The sequence below is a fragment of the Pseudanabaena sp. SR411 genome, from assembly GCF_002251945.1.
GTDB lineage: Bacteria > Cyanobacteriota > Cyanobacteriia > Pseudanabaenales > Pseudanabaenaceae > Pseudanabaena.
In genome coordinates this window covers 74949-93831 of record NZ_NDHW01000045.1, presented here as the reverse complement: position 1 = coordinate 93831, position 18883 = coordinate 74949, and the positions used below count along the sequence as shown (strand labels likewise).

At 41.2% G+C, this 18883-nt stretch carries 12 protein-coding genes; 7 read left to right on the top strand and 5 right to left on the bottom strand.

Annotated elements, in window-relative coordinates:
* Window positions 1-254: 254 nt before the first annotated feature.
* The 5 genes from B9G53_RS03325 (at window position 255) to B9G53_RS03305 (ending at window position 9471) form a co-directional block, all read left to right on the top strand.
* Window positions 255-1460, top strand: coding sequence for a response regulator (locus tag B9G53_RS03325; RefSeq protein WP_254923533.1), 1206 nt, complete (start codon window positions 255-257; stop codon window positions 1458-1460).
* A gap of 129 nt (window positions 1461-1589) precedes the next feature.
* Window positions 1590-1967, top strand: a complete 378-nt coding sequence (locus B9G53_RS03320; protein WP_094529079.1) for a response regulator — start codon at window positions 1590-1592, stop codon at window positions 1965-1967.
* Entirely contained in the window at window positions 1964-2545 is a 582-nt protein-coding gene (locus B9G53_RS03315) for a chemotaxis protein CheW (RefSeq protein WP_094529076.1), read from the top strand. The genes B9G53_RS03320 and B9G53_RS03315 overlap by 4 nt, the downstream gene beginning before the upstream one ends.
* Before the next feature lie 136 nt (window positions 2546-2681).
* On the top strand, window positions 2682-8549 hold the full coding sequence (locus B9G53_RS03310; protein WP_176453073.1) for a methyl-accepting chemotaxis protein: 5868 nt from the start codon (window positions 2682-2684) through the stop codon (window positions 8547-8549).
* Window positions 8550-8844: 295 nt separating this feature from the next.
* Entirely contained in the window at window positions 8845-9471 is a 627-nt protein-coding gene (locus tag B9G53_RS03305) for a low-complexity tail membrane protein (protein ID WP_094529070.1), read from the top strand.
* Window positions 9472-9780: 309 nt separating this feature from the next.
* Here the strand turns inward: B9G53_RS03305 and cobS are convergent, their stop codons facing one another.
* The gene (cobS, locus tag B9G53_RS03300) at window positions 9781-10533 is read right to left on the bottom strand and encodes an adenosylcobinamide-GDP ribazoletransferase (protein WP_094529067.1); all 753 of its coding nucleotides are present in this window, start codon (window positions 10531-10533) and stop codon (window positions 9781-9783) included.
* Between the two features lie 157 nt (window positions 10534-10690).
* Between cobS and B9G53_RS03295 the strand changes: the two genes are divergently transcribed.
* On the top strand, window positions 10691-11965 hold the full coding sequence (locus B9G53_RS03295) for a S41 family peptidase (RefSeq protein WP_094529064.1): 1275 nt from the start codon (window positions 10691-10693) through the stop codon (window positions 11963-11965).
* Between the two features lie 121 nt (window positions 11966-12086).
* Here the strand turns inward: B9G53_RS03295 and B9G53_RS03290 are convergent, their stop codons facing one another.
* Window positions 12087-13391, bottom strand: a complete 1305-nt coding sequence (locus B9G53_RS03290; RefSeq protein WP_094529061.1) for a serpin family protein — start codon at window positions 13389-13391, stop codon at window positions 12087-12089.
* A 254-nt stretch (window positions 13392-13645) separates the two neighbouring features.
* Between B9G53_RS03290 and B9G53_RS03285 the strand changes: the two genes are divergently transcribed.
* The gene (locus B9G53_RS03285; protein WP_094529058.1) at window positions 13646-14056 is read left to right on the top strand and encodes a DUF4259 domain-containing protein; all 411 of its coding nucleotides are present in this window, start codon (window positions 13646-13648) and stop codon (window positions 14054-14056) included.
* A 66-nt stretch (window positions 14057-14122) separates the two neighbouring features.
* Here the strand turns inward: B9G53_RS03285 and rppA are convergent, their stop codons facing one another.
* From rppA to B9G53_RS03270, 3 genes are all read right to left on the bottom strand, one after another.
* A complete protein-coding gene (rppA, locus tag B9G53_RS03280) occupies window positions 14123-14806 on the bottom strand; it encodes a two-component system response regulator RppA (protein WP_094529055.1) in 684 nt (227 codons plus the stop codon).
* Between the two features lie 98 nt (window positions 14807-14904).
* Window positions 14905-15360 carry a chemotaxis protein CheW gene (locus tag B9G53_RS03275; protein WP_094529052.1) on the bottom strand — a complete coding sequence of 152 codons (456 nt, stop codon included), beginning with the start codon at window positions 15358-15360 and terminating at the stop codon, window positions 14905-14907.
* Window positions 15361-15402: 42 nt separating this feature from the next.
* On the bottom strand, window positions 15403-18828 hold the full coding sequence (locus B9G53_RS03270) for a hybrid sensor histidine kinase/response regulator (protein WP_094529050.1): 3426 nt from the start codon (window positions 18826-18828) through the stop codon (window positions 15403-15405).
* Between the last annotated feature and the right edge of the window lie 55 nt (window positions 18829-18883).

Sequence of the window (18883 nt, the reverse complement as noted above, 5' to 3'; positions counted from 1 at the left end):
CCGCCGTCGGCGGGCTTTCAAAAAACCGATTTTTATAATTAGAATTGCGATGGAGTGAATGGCAAGCTATAACTAAGTAGAATTGCTTACAGACGATACGGTGCTAACCTGAATACAATTTGGGATAATGTATCTGAGACAACCAATCGAATTTATCTCTAGTTGCTACGATCTATGATGAAGTGATCCGTTTTTTGTAATATTTATAATATTTTTCCCATCCAAGTGCCTCCCAGTCAAAAAACATGATTGCTATGACAGGTTCCTTGCCTAACTCAGACCTTGTGTCTAATAACTTGACGGACGGACAGGTAGTGAGGAATGCCACATTACACATCCTGTTAGCAGCTATGCGCGTCATGAGTCGTTCTACAGGAGTAATCCGTGTAGAGACAAAATATCATCGGTGGAAATTATTACTTACGGGTGGAGGATTAGTATTAGCAGAAGAAGAAGGTCAAGTCATACCCACATTGGTTCGCAAATACAATAGCAAAGGCATCAATTTTTCGCGCATTCCTGAATGGGAACAGCGCCAAAGCAATCGTCCTTACTGCTACCCTTTTGTGAACAATGTTTATAAAAAACATCCTGAAATTACTAAGGAAGTTTTAAAAGAGGTGATCTTAGAAAACCTGTTGTCATTGCATTTAGAAGATGGGTTTTCGTTTGTGTGGAAACCAGCTAACGATCTACAAATCAATCTACCGATTTGGCAGTTATCAGTACTCGAAAATACCATCACCAATGAAGTCAGACAATGGCAAAAATTTGATTGTGTTAAACATCCTTATCAATTAGTCCAACTCGTTGATGCGGCAAATTTACTAGCGAGGGTGGGCAATGACAATTTCCCTCTTTTTGCTAAGGTCACAACGGGGCAAGATCGCATCTGTGCGATCGCTGATACTTTTAAACAGCCAATTTATCGCACGGCTTTATTGTTGGACAAGTTAGCTCAAAAAAATATTGTGTCAATTGTGCCACTGCAAGAGCGCAAATCCGACAGTGACATTGGTGCGCGTATCCAAGCAAATGCACCAACCGCACCTAAAGACGAGCCTAGAGTCTTTATTGTGGATGACTCACCTGTTTTACTGCAACAAATGCAACGATTGCTGATTAGCTGGGGGTATCAAGTTGACTTTACTGATGATGCAGAAGCCGCTACCGACAAAATCTTAGATTACAAACCGACGATTGTATTTATTGATATCAATATGCCAAGCTTAAATGGATTTGATTTAATTAAACAAATTCGTCGTCAACGTGATTTAGCTACACTATCTTTAGTGTTAGTTACTGCTGAAAATAGTATGACCAATAACTTTAGGGCAAGGTGGGCAAATTGTCGATTTCTAGCCAAGCCAAGATCGTCGTCAGATACACCAAAATTCCGCGACGAATTGCGTAACTTATTGAGAGAACTTGCACCTTTATCAACAGATACATTAGTCTAGGAGAGCAATTTATATCAGTTTTACAAAGGTAAACTTGTGATTCATAAAGAATGTTGGGGGTTACATTCATTCTCAAGTCAGCATAAGTAGCAGTATTTAATTAACTGGATAAAGTTTAGGGTAAAAATCATGAGTGAGCATTTTCTAATAATTGATGATTCCGCGATTCAAAGACATTTATTAACTTCTTTCTTGAGAGATCTTGGACATTCTGTAGATTTTTGCGAGTCAACTATTGGCGCTTTGGATAAAATTATTAACAATTCCTACACAGCAATTTTTTTGGATATTGTGTTGCCAGAACAAGATGGTTATAAGTTTTTGCGAGAACTGCGATCGCATCAGCAACTTACAGATCAGTATGTAATTTTATGCTCAACCAAAAGCACCAAACTGGAAATTGATTATGGGCTAAAACGCGCTAAAGCTAATGACTATTTGCCTAAACCTGTTAGTCGGGAATCCTTATCTGAAGTCTTGAAGAAGTTACCACAACGTGTGAAATGAGCATTCCTGCCAACACAGAGAACTTACTTGATCATCAAGTTGCACCAAGTAATCGATATATTGTGGCAAAAGTTGGCGATCGCTCAGTTACTTTTCCCGATGTTTTAATATCAGAAATTATCATTCTCGAACGCAATGCCATTTTAGCTTTGCCGTTTTACGAAACAGCAATCATTGGTGTAACGCATCATCAAGCAACTGTGATGCCTTTGCTGTTATTACGATTGTTAATGGGGGAGCAACGCACTTTAATCACTGAATCTCTGACAGTGGTGAGGCTGAGTAAACTTGCCGATAATTTGAGTAACAAAAATCTGGGTGGGGTCGGTGTAATCGTGGATCGCGTAATCGGCAGTCTCACTATTAATGAGTATCAAGAGCTAGATATATATGCATCGGAGTTAGTTGATCCATTACTCTCATCGCTCACTACTACCAACCCTGCCACGAACTCTCCAAAAAAAATAAACCAAACAGTAGCGAATATTAAAGAGAACGAGTATACTCCCATTGAAATTATCCTATCGAGTATTCCTAATCATATTTGGCAACCGCAACGCTGGCAGATTTCTAGCTAATGCTTTGCAACCATAAGTACGGAAAGTACGGGTTAAGACATACCTATTTGGCTACATGATTTACATGATTGTGGCGGGTATAGTGTAGGATGATTCTCACAAAAATGCTACGATCCTTTCCCTATAGCGAATGCATATGGCAAGCACATCTAATAAAAATCGAGCGACTTCTTTAGGTAAGAGCGATAAGTCATCTGCAAAGCGATCGCCTAAGTCGCCGACCACCTCCAAACCAAACAAGCCTAAAGGCTCAATGGGGCTGGGATTACTGCTGATTGCGATCGGGACATCGCTAATTGGGCTAGGTGGTTTAGGATATTTTGTCTATCAAGAATTATTAAGTAGCTCACGGCGGGAAGTTGATCGATCTGCCGAAGCTCAAACCCGTCAGCTTGAAGCTAAACTCACCGATGTGCAGCAGACCGTCGATGAAGTTGCGATTGCGTCAAAAATTTTATTGCAACAACAGCCTCGTCCAAGGGTAGCTGCTCCTTTTCAAAAAATAGTGGTTGAGAGTTTACAAAATGCTAACTCTGTCTCAGGTATGGGGATCGCATCAAATGGTAATTTACTATTCCCACCTGCTAAGCCACTTGTACCCTACGTTTGGAAAGAACAGTCTGGGTTAAAGCCTGAGACCTCTGGGCAAAAACTGGCTGCTCCCAATGATAAATTATTGTCTGGCGATCGCCCTGATATTTCCAAAGCCGCCTTTTATCAAGAAACGTTGAAGGGCAAAGCTTCTTGGTCACAGCCATATACTGCTTTAGGCAAGACGATCATTACCTACAGCGCTCCCATCAGTGATGGACAGAAAGTAGTCGGGATCGTTAATGCTGATGCGATCGCCAGTGAGATTTTGTCAGTGGTCGATACAGCGACCCAAAAGCCTACTGATGAAAGCAAAATTGGTTTTGTCGTGGCTAGCAGTAGTGGCAAAGTAATTTCCGCTTCTTACCAGTTTCAGGCAATAGAAACCCAAAATCCCTCGATCACTCAGGCTCTCACTAGTCTGGCTCAACAAGCTAAAACCGAACCATCGGGAATTGTCCAAACTGGAGGCTATCTCTGGGCATACCGCAAAATCGCAGGCAGCGATTTGCTCGTTGCCACGCAGTTACCTGAAGCGGAAATCACCAATAAGCTCATAGTTTTAGTCGGTGGTACGGCTGTTGGCATCAGCGCAATTTTAGCGATCGCCATTTTAGGATTTGTCAATTCCCTCAAAAAGCGACTTCATCCGCTTACGGAAGAATGCGATCGCTTCTTAAGTCAGCAAGGAAATTCAAGTGTAAATATTACAGGCAAAGATGAAATCGATCATCTTGGACTCTCACTCAAAAGTACTTTTCAACAAGTTAAAACCAATGAAATTCGCTTGCGTGGTGAATTAAGTCAATCATCTTCCTCCGATGACATCTCAACAGCAGCCCAAATCCAACAGAATTTCGCAGAAACTGAGCTAATGGAGGCGGAAGTCGGGGATCTTCTAGATGTCGTCTCATCAATGGAAGAGGGAGATCTGACCATAGAAGCCCAAGTAAATGACCGCGCCACAGGACTAGTTGCCGATACACTTAACCGCTTACGCGAAAAACTGGTGGAGATTATCTCCAGCGTCTTGGGTACAGCGCAACAAGTAGCACAGGGAGCCGCCGATCTCGAAGAATTAGCCAAAACCGTAGTGCTGAACACTGCCGAACAAGCTCAATCAGTTACCCAAGGTCAAGCCTTAACTGAACAAGTAGCGGCGATTGCGGAGCGATCGGCTGCACAGGTCAATGTTGCCAACCAATCACTCCAAGAAGTCCGCGACACCGTTGCTTCTGGACAAACCGCAATTAATACACTGACTGACAGCATCACCGTATTGCAGACAGGTTCAGCCCAGATTGTACAGAGGATGAAAACACTGGGTGAGTTCGTTGGCTTGGCAGAACAGTTTGTGCAAGATCAAGGACAAATTGCTTCGTTAACCCAAGTGCTGGCTCTTAATGCCACCCTTGTCGCAGCCCGCGCTGCTGAACAAAAAGATCCTAAACAATTTGCTAGCGTGGCTCGTGAATTTGAATCGATCGCAGGTCAAGTTAACGATTTGGCAACGCAAACCAATGACGGATTGACGGTACTGCAACAACGCACCTCTCAAATCCAAACCGTGGTAACAGCGATCGATGCTGAAGTACAGAATTTAAGTGGACTGGTTGCTGGCTTCACGTCGGGCGTAGAGTCATCGCAATCTGCCTTCAATAGCATCCAAAGTGCTACTGAAGAAGTTGTGCAAATTGGACAAACTATTACTGAGTCTAGTACCGAAATCGCAGATGCGGCAGGATCTACGGCTAGTTATATCAGTGAAATTGCCCAACTCGCTGATCGTACTGCTGACCTCACGCGATCGGCTAGACAACAAGCTGAAGCCATGGGAAATCAAGCTCAGCAATTATTACAAGGCATTCAGTTTTTCCGCTTGCCTGAATCATCTGAGTTAGTAAGCCCTGCGAATAATGCGGTTTCAGAATTTGAGTTTAACAGTCCTGATACATCAGGCAATAGTTTGTTTGATTCCTCATCAGAATCGAGTAGTACTGAAGCTAATAATTTAGGTTTGGTTGTACCTGCGATCGCCGTAGCTGCGACAGCAACAGCAGTCACTTTATCTCAGTCAGAACAGCAGGAAGCATTTACAGCCAAATATGCCACACCTGATGATGAAGACAACACTGCTACTGATAGTAGATATCTTGAAAATCTACTCGACGATGGTATTAACAGTGAGTTAGCCGAAAATAATTCCATCGAATTACCTCCAGAGCAAATTTTTGATTCTATTTCAGAAAACTTCATCTCAGAAGATGTTCTTGACAACCAAAATCAAGATTCAACAGTATATTCTGATATGACAGATATATCTTTAATAGAAGAATCACTCCTTGCTGATCTCAAACAAGAAATCTATAATGAATCTTCACTTGACGAAGTATCTGATACTGAAGCAACGTTAAAAAATCCCATGGAGGGAGTTAACGAGTTTGCAATTGATGACGCTTCCAGTGATCCGATGATTGCCTCAGCTACATCTTCATTCTTAGAAGACACAGCTTTTGGAACTCCATCACCACTTGCTGAAGATGCAAATCTTCATTTGCCAGCTTTTGTTGATTTCACAATTCCTGATCTGGATGATGATTTTCAGATCCCAAAAATGAATATAGAATCCTCGTTGGATGATTCAAGTTCATTCTTTGACAGTAGTACTTTAATTCAAGAGACGGAAATAGATACATCTGGAATAGATTTCGATCCATTTGCTATGGATGATCAGACATCTATGCAGTCATTAGTAGAAGAGGATGATTATGCGATCGCTGATGAGGATGAGATTCTAACTCCATTGGATGGAAGTGATCCCGCAGATGCTCTCGTGGATAATCCAGATGACATTGCAGACAATTTTGAATTTACTGAGTTTGAAGATTATAGCCAATACGCATCGAACGACGCAATCAATGAATCTTTAGAGCAGTCTCTAGCAAGTCCTCCTAACGACGCTTTTAGCGATACTTTCGATATATCTTTTGATGAGTCACCATTTGATAGAGCTTTGAATGAAGCTCTTAGTGATTCTCTAGAGCAGCCTTTTGATACTGACAGTACTTTTGAAGAGTCAATTCCAGAAGGGTTGGATGATGAGCTGGCTGATTTACCAGCACAAATTCCTGATGTTTATCTTGATGCATCTTCAGATGATGAATTTGCAGAAGAGTTTACTTTTGAAATGGATGAAAATCCTTTAACAAATGATGCTAACTTGGCTGAAAATGATAGTCTCATTGATACGAGTCTCAATGATAGCTTTACAGAAGAAACCATTGAAGCTTTTGAAGATCAATTTGCTGATCAAACAGATGGTTATATGATTTCGGCGATCGCGCCAGAATTGGAGATTACACCATCATCTGTCAATGATATAGAACAGTCATCAACTGAGTTTACTTTTGAAGTAGATGAATCCTTGTCAAAGGCTTCTTCTGATTCAGATGAAGTAGCAGTCTTTTCTGATGGATTTTTTGATAATAGTCCTAGTCAAGAAAGTGACGAACTTATTTCTAATCCATTTGATTTTCCCTCAAGTCTTCAAAGCGATGATCCTTTTGCTTCAGAATCTCAACAGCAAGAGATATCGTTGTTAGAGCTACCTGACGAGCAATTAGAGGATGAAGATTTGTCCTCGTTGTTTAATGAAATTAACGAGGTTGAAGAAAATCTAGAAGATCAACTTGAGATTGAACAAAATCCAACTGGTAGCCTATCGGAACAGCCTGATGAGCTAGACTCAATCTGGCAACTTGAAGAGACTGGCTCTAATGAATCAGACTTGTCTGATACTTTTGAGACAAGTACAATCTCAGCTAGCGAAAATTTCGCCGATCCATTTGACATTTCTATCAATCTTCAAGAAGAGTCTTTTGCGCCAGAATCAGAGAATGCTTTAGAAATAGATACACCAGAAGATGCACTATTAGATTTGTCTGATCAACAGTTAGATGATCAACTAGACGATCAACCTGATGAACTTTCTGAAGACTTCTCTTTTGAAATAGAAGATAACTTATCGGCTGATCATCCTGCTCTCGCTAATGTTGAGCAACTATTTGATGAAGGTATCACAGAATCTATCGATCCCTTTATTACGCAAGTCAACCCTCAAGAGTATATTGATAATGATGATGCATTTATTGCAGGATTTGAGACATATCCTGAAGTTGAAGATGCAGGGGTTTCAACTCTGACAGAACAGGAGTCAGAGACTGCTTTCCCTTCATTGTTTGACGAAAGTGAAGATCTAGATGAGCAGACCTCAGAGCTAATTTGGCAAACTGAGGGACTCGAATCAGGTTTAGTCCCTCCCGCTGACGTTCCAGAAGATCTCTCTGAAGTCCAAACTTCAGTTGTGACCAATATCTCTAGTTCAACTTTTGGTCTGCCAGACATGTCACAGATCGAAGAAATCGACTATGGCTTATCGGATCAAGTATTTAGCTTTGATACATCTAATGATTTTGATGCTTTAACTGGTTCTTTAGACGAAGAATCTCCTGTAGATTTCGCTGAAGGTTTGTTAATTGACGGAGAAGAAGATGTCTCCTCAATATTTGGCAACAATTTAGAGCAAGAACCAGAGTTAGACTATCAGGAATTTATAAATAGTTCTGAGGCTAATAACCTAGATATAGACGAGAATGCATCAACTTTTGAGGAGCTTACTGAAGACATAGAAACTGATGACGAATCAATTCTGTTTAGTGAAATCTTAGAAGTAGAAGATTCCATAAACAACTCTATGGAGCCAGAAGAGTCATTTGTTTTTGATGCGATCGCTGAAAATCTAGCTGAAGATTCTATGGCAAGCTTTTCAGAATTTAGTATCTCTGAAGCTAGCAACTTGGAATTAGATTCAGAATCTCCTGAATCCATACCCGATCTTTCTCTGGATTTTTCAGATAATTGGTTTGACGAAGTTACAGACGAAGATGAAAACAGCCCCAAATTTGCTAGTTTAGACGATGAAGATATATCTATTGGATATCCATCTGAAGATGCAATTGCGGAAATGTCAAATGTCGATTCCTATGAGTTTGCTGATAATTTACTAGACAGTCTAATGGATGAATCTGATGAGAAATTTGACGATTTATCTATGGATTTACCAGATTTAGAAGCATTACCAGACTTTCCTAGTCTTAACGATGATCCTTTTGGAACTGAAGATAACGGAAATGAATTTGGCGATGATCCTGAGTTTGACTTTTCTGCCTTTGATGTACCAGTTACAGATTCAGTTAATACAGCTAGAGCAGAAATTGATGATTTCCTTTCAGGTGCTTTAGGGCTACCAGAGATTGTGGAAGAAAATACTAAACCTAAATCTCAGGAAACTACATCTTTAGATGCTGACAATAATCCTCTACAAATACCCAAATCAGAAGCGAATGAAACCTAATTTTAGATAATGAAGTAGAACTTCGGCATAATTAACAACCAGAAGATGAGTTGCGGCGCAAAGCGCCGCAACTCGCCTCTTGGATTTTAGCTAACTCTTTTGTGAATTGATATAGCAACGTAAGAGATAGCTAGGACAAATCAAAACCCACAAAGATAAATGGCGGCGCAAAGCGCCGCCATTTATCTTTGTGGGTTTTAAGCAAAACTTACATTGCTATAGAATACTAAAATACGAGGAGCCAATCAGGCGTAGTTTTAAAAGTTTCTAAACAATAAATTTCTCTGTTAAAAATATGTCTTTTTTTAAATCTTTTAAATCTGAACCATTTTTATGGATTCATTTATCGGGAATTATAGCTTTTCCGATCTTCTTAGGAATTACTTGGCTAGGGTTATCAATTAGCGATCGCCTATCGCTATTTTGGATAGAAATATTGCTAATGCTGGTAATTGGGATTGTTCCCGTATTTCTCATGCAATGGTCACGCCCCTTTGAAATTTTTAGTTTGCTAGTCTTAGCAATGAAGCCCGACAAAATCACTGATCAGCAACGTCAGATTTTGAGTCTTTTTAAGATGCCAAAGCAACGCCTTCTCAGTGCGATTACAGCTTTAGCAATGTTAGGAATATTATATGGGCTGTATCAACTTCCGCCCTTATCATTGAGCGAATCATTAAGTGAAGTTCCAATGCTTGCTCAAGTTAAATCTTTAGGAATGATTATTGCCTATGTTGCCTTTGCAGGAGCAAATTTGTTTTTACAAGTTCCCATTAGCGTTTTAGGTGTGTTGTCAAATAACGAACAGCAATTTGCAGCGATCGCCCCATACCCAACTGAGAAGATCCTCCAAGACTTTACCTTGGCTGGTTTTCAAGTCGATAAAATTATTGCGATCGAGCAAGCATCCATCCAAAAGTAAAAGTACTATTCTAGCTATACCCAAAAGAGAGTGCGGCGCGAAGCGCCGCACTCGGTAGTCCTTAACCATACAAGTCCTTTCCTTTGCAGGACTACCTATAGCAACGCAAGAGATAGCTCGGACAAAAATCAAAACCCAAAATATGAGTGGCGGCGCAAAGCTCCGCCACTCATATTTTGGGTTTTATGCCCTAAAACTTACATTGCTATAGCCATTTTGTGTTTTTAAAATCCTTACTGGGTTTAGTTTTTAATTCACAAAAGTATTGTCACACTTTCGTGAACTGGTATAACTGACTAGAGCTTTGTTTTACAAGTAGGCGATCGCACATAAACTCAGCGCCTCAGTCCACTCAACGATCGCACCGTAGGTATCGCCAGTCTGTCCGCCGAGTTGACGATTAAACCATGCACCGATGAGCCATGTAAAACTAAAACCAATTACAGTTAAACCAATTCCCAAATAAAGCGAGTTGTAAAAATAGCCGATCGCTAGATTGCCAGCCGTTAATAGAATCGCCACAAGCCACACTTGCCAGTGGTGCAAATCTTCTTGATGAAATTTGCCTTTGCCGATCGCTTTGAGATAGGGATAAGCCATAATGGCGCGAAGCTGTCCCCACCTTGCCCATGCCCAAACACTAGTTAAAATCCACAAGCGTTGATCTTTAATGGCGGCAAGCGCGATAACTTTTAACAACAAAATTGTGATTCCTGCGATCGCCCCGAAAGCACCAGTATTACTATCTGCCATCACCTCAAGGCGACGATGAGGATCAGTGACGGCTAGCCCATCGGCAGTATCCATCGCGCCATCAAGATGTAATCCGCCTGTAATTAATAGTCCTAATAAAATTGTCAGTAGCGATCGCAGATATCTAAATTCTGGGTCAGGTTTGAGCAGTCCTAAGCACAGGTCAAAAGAGGCGATCTCCACACCGATAAAAATACCGATTAGTGGCGCATAGAAAGCAATTCCCCGAAAATCGAGTGTTCCCTGCGGACGCAAAGGCAAACAAGTATAAAAAATAAGTGCTGCGTGAAATTTCCGCCAATGCTGCATTTGAAAACCCCATAGATTTAGAGATCGCGCGAATCGTCTTTTCTAATTTATGGGGTTTCTGTATCTTAGGTACTAAAAATCGGGAAATTGGGTGCGATGAAAGCTAGATTTAGTTAGGATAGAGAAATATTTTTATATAAAAATTTTTATACAGAGCATGATAAAACAGCGTCGTATTTGGTCTTGGCTCGTAATTGGTTTAGTAACGATCGCCATGCAGTTTTTCTGGATTGGTGGCGCAAATGCTGCGGTGACCGACTATTTACAAGAACAAAAATTCCTAACAAATGTTTGGCAAATCGTCAACCGTTCCTATGTAGACGCTGATTTTAATCATCAAAACTGGTACAAAGTCCGTCGTCAGTTTGTCAATCGCAAATTTAACAGCCGAGAAGATACCTATCAAGCGATTCGGGAAATGCTTGCTACTCTAGACGATCCTTTTACGCGCTTGCTAGAGCCAGACAAGTTTAAGAGTATGCAAACCAGCACATCAGGAGCATTAACAGGTGTAGGTCTACAAATTGCCGTTGATGAACCAGATAATAATGTCACCGTGATTGCACCGATTGAAGGCTCACCTGCGGATGTGGCGGGTGTGCGATCGCGCGATCGCATTGTTGGCATCGATAACATTCCCACGAAGGGCTTAAGCCTCGATGAATGTGCCAACAGAATGCGTGGAGCGATCGGTTCAGAAGTGAAGCTCAGTTTAGAGCGTCCACTCGCTGATAGCAAAGGCTTTGAGAAACTTGATGTCTTGATTAAGCGCGATCGCATTGCGGTTACGCCGATCATTGCCAAGCTCAATCAAGAACAGAATCATAAAGTTGGTTATATTCGCTTAAATCAGTTCAATGGTAATGCCTCCGCAGATATGGAAAAGACTCTTAAGAAGTTTAAGTCTGAAGGAGCCGATCGCTATGTTCTCGATCTACGCGGCAACCCTGGTGGACTCTTCGATGCAGGTTTACAGATTGCCAGAATGTGGATTCCTGAAGGAACTGTTGTTTACACGGTTGACCGTCATGGCATTCAAGAGAGTTTTGAGGCGAAAGGCGATGCAATTACCACTGATCCCTTAGTTGTTCTTACCGATGGCGGCAGTGCTAGTGCTAGTGAAATTCTCGCTGGGGCATTACAAGATAATGATCGCGCTCAACTCGTTGGCACGAAAACCTATGGCAAAGGCTTAATTCAATCGCTCTATGAATTAGAAGATGGTGCAGGGCTAGCCGTAACGATCGCGAAATATGAAACTCCATTACATCACAATATCCATAAGCGTGGAATTATTCCTAATGTGGAGGTTTCGCTTAATGAACCAATCACCCGTAAGCAACTTGGTACAAAGGAAGATCCACAATATGTAGCGGCTCTATCAGTTTTAGATGGAACTTATAAAAATGTAATTGCGAAGTCTACTAATTAACTCCCCTCTAATACCAATTCACGAAAGTATTGCAACACTTTTGTGAATTAAAAACCAAACCCAGTAAGGGTTTTAAAAACACAAAATGGCGTAGCCATTTTGTGTTTTGGTATAAATTGATTTATTTGGGATTTTTAATTGCGCCCATGAAGATGATTGTGCCAGTTTGTCGATCGCTAATTGTAAAGAAAAATGGGCGGTTGACGATCATCTGAAACGGTTTCTCTTCATTAGGTCTAGCCGAAGTTACGCGCATCTCGATAGAAGTAACTGCCGCCGCTTCCGTACCTTCTTCGTTGACTTCGACAAAGGTTTTATGCTTCACATCGCTGATAAAAGATTTCACAGTTGAGAGATTGCGAAAATCTGCTTGACCGCGATCAAATGCGATCGCCATCCCCATATTTTGCAAAGCATTTTTAAGACTAGTCTCGTATTCCACTTTAAAGCGTGGCAATTGAATCAAGCCTTCTCTACGCGTAAATTTGGTTGACCATTCTTGCCAATTTGTTGCTGTCAGTTGTTGCTGAAACTCCACGAGATTAGAGCTAGACTTTGGTAAGAATACCTCCATACTGAAGCGTCCAGAACCGTAGGGAAGACTAATCGCTTGAAAGTTGGGCGCATCGTAATAGCGATATTCACCAGAGCGAGACATGGCAGGATGTTGAATCTTTGTGCCGTCGGCAAGGGTAAAGGGCTGAGGCTTGGTGAGCGATTTTTCAAAGGGAGCTTCCCATTTGCCTTTAAAGTAAACAGCATTAATCAAGAAGAGTAAACTATCGGGATCGATGCGATCCACGATTTTCTCAATTTTGTCTTTAGTATTTTGCTTTACCCAAGCATTAATCGTATTTACGGAATTAGGATCATTAAAATTAAGATTAGTAATTTCGGCTTGATAGAACTCCTTTACTCTATTCAAAAAAGATGATTCTAAAGCAATATCTTTTCTTGCCCAGAGTGAGTTCGCAATATTTAACTCAACATTGGTATCGCCATTAGCTAACAATTGTTGAATATTCCGATTGTAGTCATTTATCTCATCGATTTTGAGACCCTGTAGTTCTAAAGCCTGGGCGATCGCCTGTTGAGTTTCACCACTCGCACCGTTATAGGTCATCGATAAAGCGATCGATACACTCGCAGGAGAGATGAATATATTTTTATTAGTGTCTTGTTTAGCAATGCGATCAAATAGATTAAATCCAAAACTGGTACTTGCCTTAACTAAACGCTCATCAAGTTTCACTTTGCGATTATTAGCACTATTATTGACGATTGGTTTTGGAGATGTAGCGACAGTGGGGGCTGGGCTAACTGTGCTAATTAGTGAAACTTGAGGATTAGAACTGTTTGGTGCTGCACATCCCATCAGGGCTAAAGCTAAAAGGCTGATAATCGTGGCACGATAACAAGTTTTCATAATGCTGATTTCTAAACCTCAAGATTTCTACATTTTTAGCTTAGGACATAATTTACGATCGCTTATCGTCGTTACATTTTCTGTAACTCAATGTGATGTGCAATGCGAGCGCGATTGACTTAGACTGGAAATCGGTAGTCCTAAAAAGGTAAGGATAGGCTGCGCGAAGCGCAGCCTATCCTTGCCCCAAATCCTTTCCTTGGCAGGGCAGGGCTACCTGCACTACTGCTAAAACTTGCTTTGAAGAGGAACGTATGGGAACTTGGGCTGTTGATTCCTTTGGAAATGATGATGCTTGTGACTGGACTTATGAACTTGAAAAAGCTAAAGACCTCTCACCAGTTGAAGATGCGCTAAATGCAGTGCTGAATTGTGGTGATGAAGGCGTGGAATCCTCTGAAGCAACTGAGGCGATCGCGGCGATCGAAGTGCTTGCCCGATTGCAAGGCAATTGGGGCAAGCGTAGCGCCTATTCCGAGAGACTTGACAATTGGGTTGAAGCCAACAAAATTAAGCCATCAACAGCTTTAGTCCAAAAAGCTCATTTAGCCATCGAATGCATTCTTGCTGAAAATTCTGAATTGAAAGAATTATGGCAAGACAGTGATGAATATGAAGCTTGGTTAGCATCCGTCAATGATTTAAAGAATCGTGTCAATTTATAAAATTTCCGCTCATCTAGGTAAATAGGTGGAAGGAGGGAAAAGAAGACAATGCTATCGCTTTAGCTTTTAGCCAAAGCGATAGCCTTTGCCATATACAGTATTGATCAAAGAAATTGGGCGATCGCGATCAATTTTGCGGCGCAATAACTTGATCTGTGCAGCTAAGGCATTACTAGTGGGGGCATCTTCGCCTTCCTTCCAAAGATGTTGTGAGATCAGTTCATGACTTAGCAATTGATTAGGACGCAACATAAAATATTCTAAGAGTTGATATTCTCTCTCGGTTAAAGCGATCGCCACTTGATCTCGATATACAACTTGATTATCGCGATCAAGTTCCAAATCTCCATAACTTAATTTTGCAGGTTCACTAGTTAAGGCGATCGGCGATGGTGCGCGTCGCAGTAAAGCTCTGACTCGCGCTAGCAATTCTCGCAATTCAAAGGGTTTGACCAGATAGTCATCAGCTCCACTGTCCAACCCTGCCACGCGATCATCAAGGGTATCTTTGGCTGTAAGAATCAGGACTGGGGTACTATCTCCTTTTTGACGCAATTCACTACAAATCTCCACTCCTGATTTCTCAGGCATCATCCAATCCAAAATCAATAGGTCATAATCACCTGTATTAGCTAAGTCCCAACCGCGATCGCCACTATTTGCACTATCAACCACATACCCCTGATTTGTCAAAATCCGTTGTAATGGCTCAGCTAGTTCTTCTTCATCGTCTACCAATAAGATCCGCATAAATCTCCATCATTGCCGCAATTTTTATTATAAAACCGATTTTTTGTGGCGCGGCAAAGCCGTATCACAAAAAACGGTTCTTTATTTGACGGCTGTTCCTAACTTGCCATTTTTAGTAATAGTTCTGAATCCAGTAAAAATACAGTTTGCGGTTCAGATTTTTTGATTGATACCTGCATCATATGGCTAGCAATTCCTAGCGTGTCGCGATCGCGATATTCGGCTGGTACTGGTTGTAACTTATGCACAGGAACATCTTCCACATTAGGTAAAGCGGCGATCGTCAGACCATACAAGCTATGTTTACCTGCAAAAATCACCAAAAAGCCTTTAGTTAGATTTGTCTCTTGACTATAGATTTGCTTATATAAATCAATCACTAAAACTTCTTGATCTTCATAGTTAGTTATTCCCAATAACTTGTCACCACTGCGATAAATTTTTGGTAAAGGGATAATCCGCACCACACTATCAATTCCCATCGCTAAATTGAGATTTCCCATCGAGAAGATTAGGAATTTAAGTGTTTCTTCTTTCTTTTTGTTGCTAAGCATAGTAGTTAATTATAATTTCGTATAGGCAGTACTTCGCGCCATCTATACGAGGAGACTTTGAATAGTTTTGATTAGTTCTTGCTCTAGATAAGGTTTGGTGAGATATCCTGAAGCCCCAAGCATTTGAGCAACACCGCGATGTTTAGCGCCACTACGAGAAGTGAGCATCACAATGGGGATATTTAAATAGCGAGGCTCTTTACGACAGGCTGCTAAAAATTCAAATCCATTCATGTTTGGCATTTCCACATCACACAATACAGCTTGAATTTCAGAGGATCTCGCAAGTTGCTCGATCGCCTCACGCCCATCAACTGCTTGGATCACCTGATAACCAAATTTTTCTAGAGTCAAATAAAGTGCTTGGCGAGCAGTGAGTGAATCATCCACAATTAGAAGCGTTTTCCTTTGGATGAACTTTGGTTTAGAGTCCAATAATGGTGGGGTGGAAATAGCATTATTGATAGATAGATATCCTCCAACTGTTGTATGGACTGATTTCTTAATCGAAAACAAAGCTGAAGTATCAATTACTGGCACAAGTGTGCCATTGCCCAATACGGTACAACCATAAAGATAGGGTGGTGGCGCGATCGCTTTTCCAAAAGGCTTAATGGCTAATTCCTGCTCATTGAGTACGCGATCTATAGGTAGGGCCACAACTTGATCGCCATCAGAAAATAGTAGCAAGGTAGTCTGATTTTCTTCAGCGAATGATTCAGTATTGAATATGTCTAGGGATTGTTTGGGTAATGGATAGCCATCCGCAAATAGGTCGGTGGGATATAGGGGAATCAACCGATCTTCAAAACGGTAAAACTCTTTGCTTTGAATAGTTTGCACCTCGCTAGCATCAATGGTGACGATTCCCAGTAAAGTATCGATCGCGATCGCTAATAATCGCTCTTTAATACTGAAGATCATCAACTTAGCTATGCTCAAAGTGAGCGGTAATTTAATGGTAAAAGTCGTACCTTGTCCTATTTCTGACTTAATTTCAATTGATCCTTTGAGACTGCGGACTTGCTCTTGGACAGTTGATAGCCCCATGCCTCGACCTGATAACTCAGTCACGACATCTGCTGTCGAAAAACTAGGCTCGAATAGAAGTTGATAGATCTCTTCATTAGTAACCTGATCCGCTTTGGCAAATTCCAATACACCAGATTCGATCGCCTTCGCTTTGATATTCGCAGGGTTAATGCCCTGACCATCATCTTTGATCTCGATATAGGTTTGATTGCCGCGATAATAAGCACGAATCTCAATGGTTGCAATTAAAGGCTTGCCGAGTTCTAAACGCTTTTGCGTAGACTCAGTACCATGATCGAAGGCATTGCGGACTAAATGCACAAAGGGATCATAAAGTTTTTCCAGTACGGATTTATCAACTAATGTCCCTGCACCAAATAGTTTTAGATTGACCTGTTTATTATATTTATTGGACATCTCCCGCACCATGCGCGGCAAGCTGCTAAGGATATCGCCTAAGGGCAACATCCTTGACCACAAGAGGTCATACCGTAACTGCTTCAGGATTTGCTGTTTGCGTCGTTGAGTTTGCTGCGTTTGTTGCATTAAAACCTTCATGTCGCGCATTCCTTCGTCCATTTGCGCGATATCTTCGAGGGCTTCTTGGATAAAGCTATGCAGATGACCATAGGAATCCATTTGTAATGGATCGAAATCTGCTAGTAGACTCGCCGAAGCAGAAAAATTGGTGGGAATAGCATTAAGATGGGAAGAATCTACAGTTATTTCTTGCGTTCTAACTTGCGATCGCTGCGCTTTATCCAACCAAGTTTGGAGATTTTTAGAAAGTTGATCAAAACTTTTGAATTGCTTTTGAATGCGTTCAATTTTAGATTGAAGCTGCTGATTTTGGAGAATCGAAGCATTTTCTTGGGTCACTAATTCACTAGAAAAATTATTCAATCGATCTAATCTGGGCAAATCGACTCGGATGGTTTCGGCGATGTAAGGAGTGACAGTGGGAGGAATATTGACAGTTTTTTTGGGAATATAATTAGCTAGGATCGGCTTGGTGTCATCTGTAGAACTAGCTAAAGAAGAAGTGTTTTGCTCGGTTAATGAAGACTCTGGAGATTCAAAGAAACTAGATAATTCAGATATATCGGATACTGCATCAAAATCATTGAAGTCACTTTTCCCTAGAGGTGCATAGTCGTCCTCTAAACTTGATTCTGAAGAGGAAGAAGTGGAAAAAATATCAAAATTTTGATCTGAATCTAGTTGATCAATATCGATATCATCAATAGTTACTTCGTCAAGGCTATATAGTTCTGTTTTTGCTTTCAATAAGTCTAAATTGATTAAGGAGATATCATCAGGATGATCAAATTCTTGACTATCAGCAAACAGATTTAAGCTTGTTCCTAGGGTTATTTCTGAACTGATTTCTGGACTTACTTCTAGAAAATCATCGGCAAAACTATCAGAGATTAAATCTTCTTGAGTTTTGCTGTGCGTATTTATTTGAATTTTGCTTTGAGCTTCTTTTGGTGGATCGGACAGAGGATCTGGAAATTTAATTTCATTTAGTTCTTGCTCTAAAGAGAGAAACCAATCATCAGCATTATCAAACTCCTCCTCAAAAGGATTTTCTTCCGATAAAGTTGCCATCTTTACTATCTGACTTGCTTGATCTGGAGCCGTTTGAGCATGGGATTTTGTCAGCGCGATTAACTCTTGACTAAGTTGCCCACCTTGCGCGCGATCGCCTGCTAAGACCTCGGCACGGGCTGCTTCAAAATTAGCGACAGCCACCTTTCCTACCAAAATGGGATTGTCAGGATGCTGTTCGAGCGCCTGTAATGTGGCTTGGGCGATCGCTTTAAACCCAGATAAATTTAATAGTTCGCCGATACCACTAAATACTTCTACTTGCGCTCGAATTTCCCCTGTCACAGGCACACCTTCAGGATTAGCCAGCACACTTTGCAACCGTACAATTCCCTGCTGCACATCGCCCTCAAACACGATCTGCACAATATCAACACCTAACTCGGCTGCTGTCGGTAATTCAACATCCTCATCCGTATCACCCAAATACAGCTTTAGCACTTCAAATACTGGCTCGGCGGCGGCGATCGCGGTCGCAGATTCGTAATGTCCTGATTGCAGTTGATCCATTAATGGCAGACGCAAACAGTCATAAGCCTGTAATAACAAGCCCTCCACATCGGCATCAATCTCGCCTTCAAAACGATAAAGCGATCGAAAGACATCTTCTAATTGATGGGCGATCGTTTTAATACCTTCTAGATTCAGGCTAGCTGAGCCTCCCTTAATGGAGTGGGCAGCCCGCATAATCGCGTGAATATTCGCAGTACTTCGGTCTTCACGTAGAGAGAGCAATCCAGTCTCAATCGTCTGCAAAAATTCAGGTGCTTCTTGCTTGAAAAATTGATAGGCTTGATCGTGAATTTCTGTTTCTGTACTGTACATGGCTGCTATCCTACTGCTTTTGGCTGATTCTCTGTCCTGATTCTTTTGATTAGAT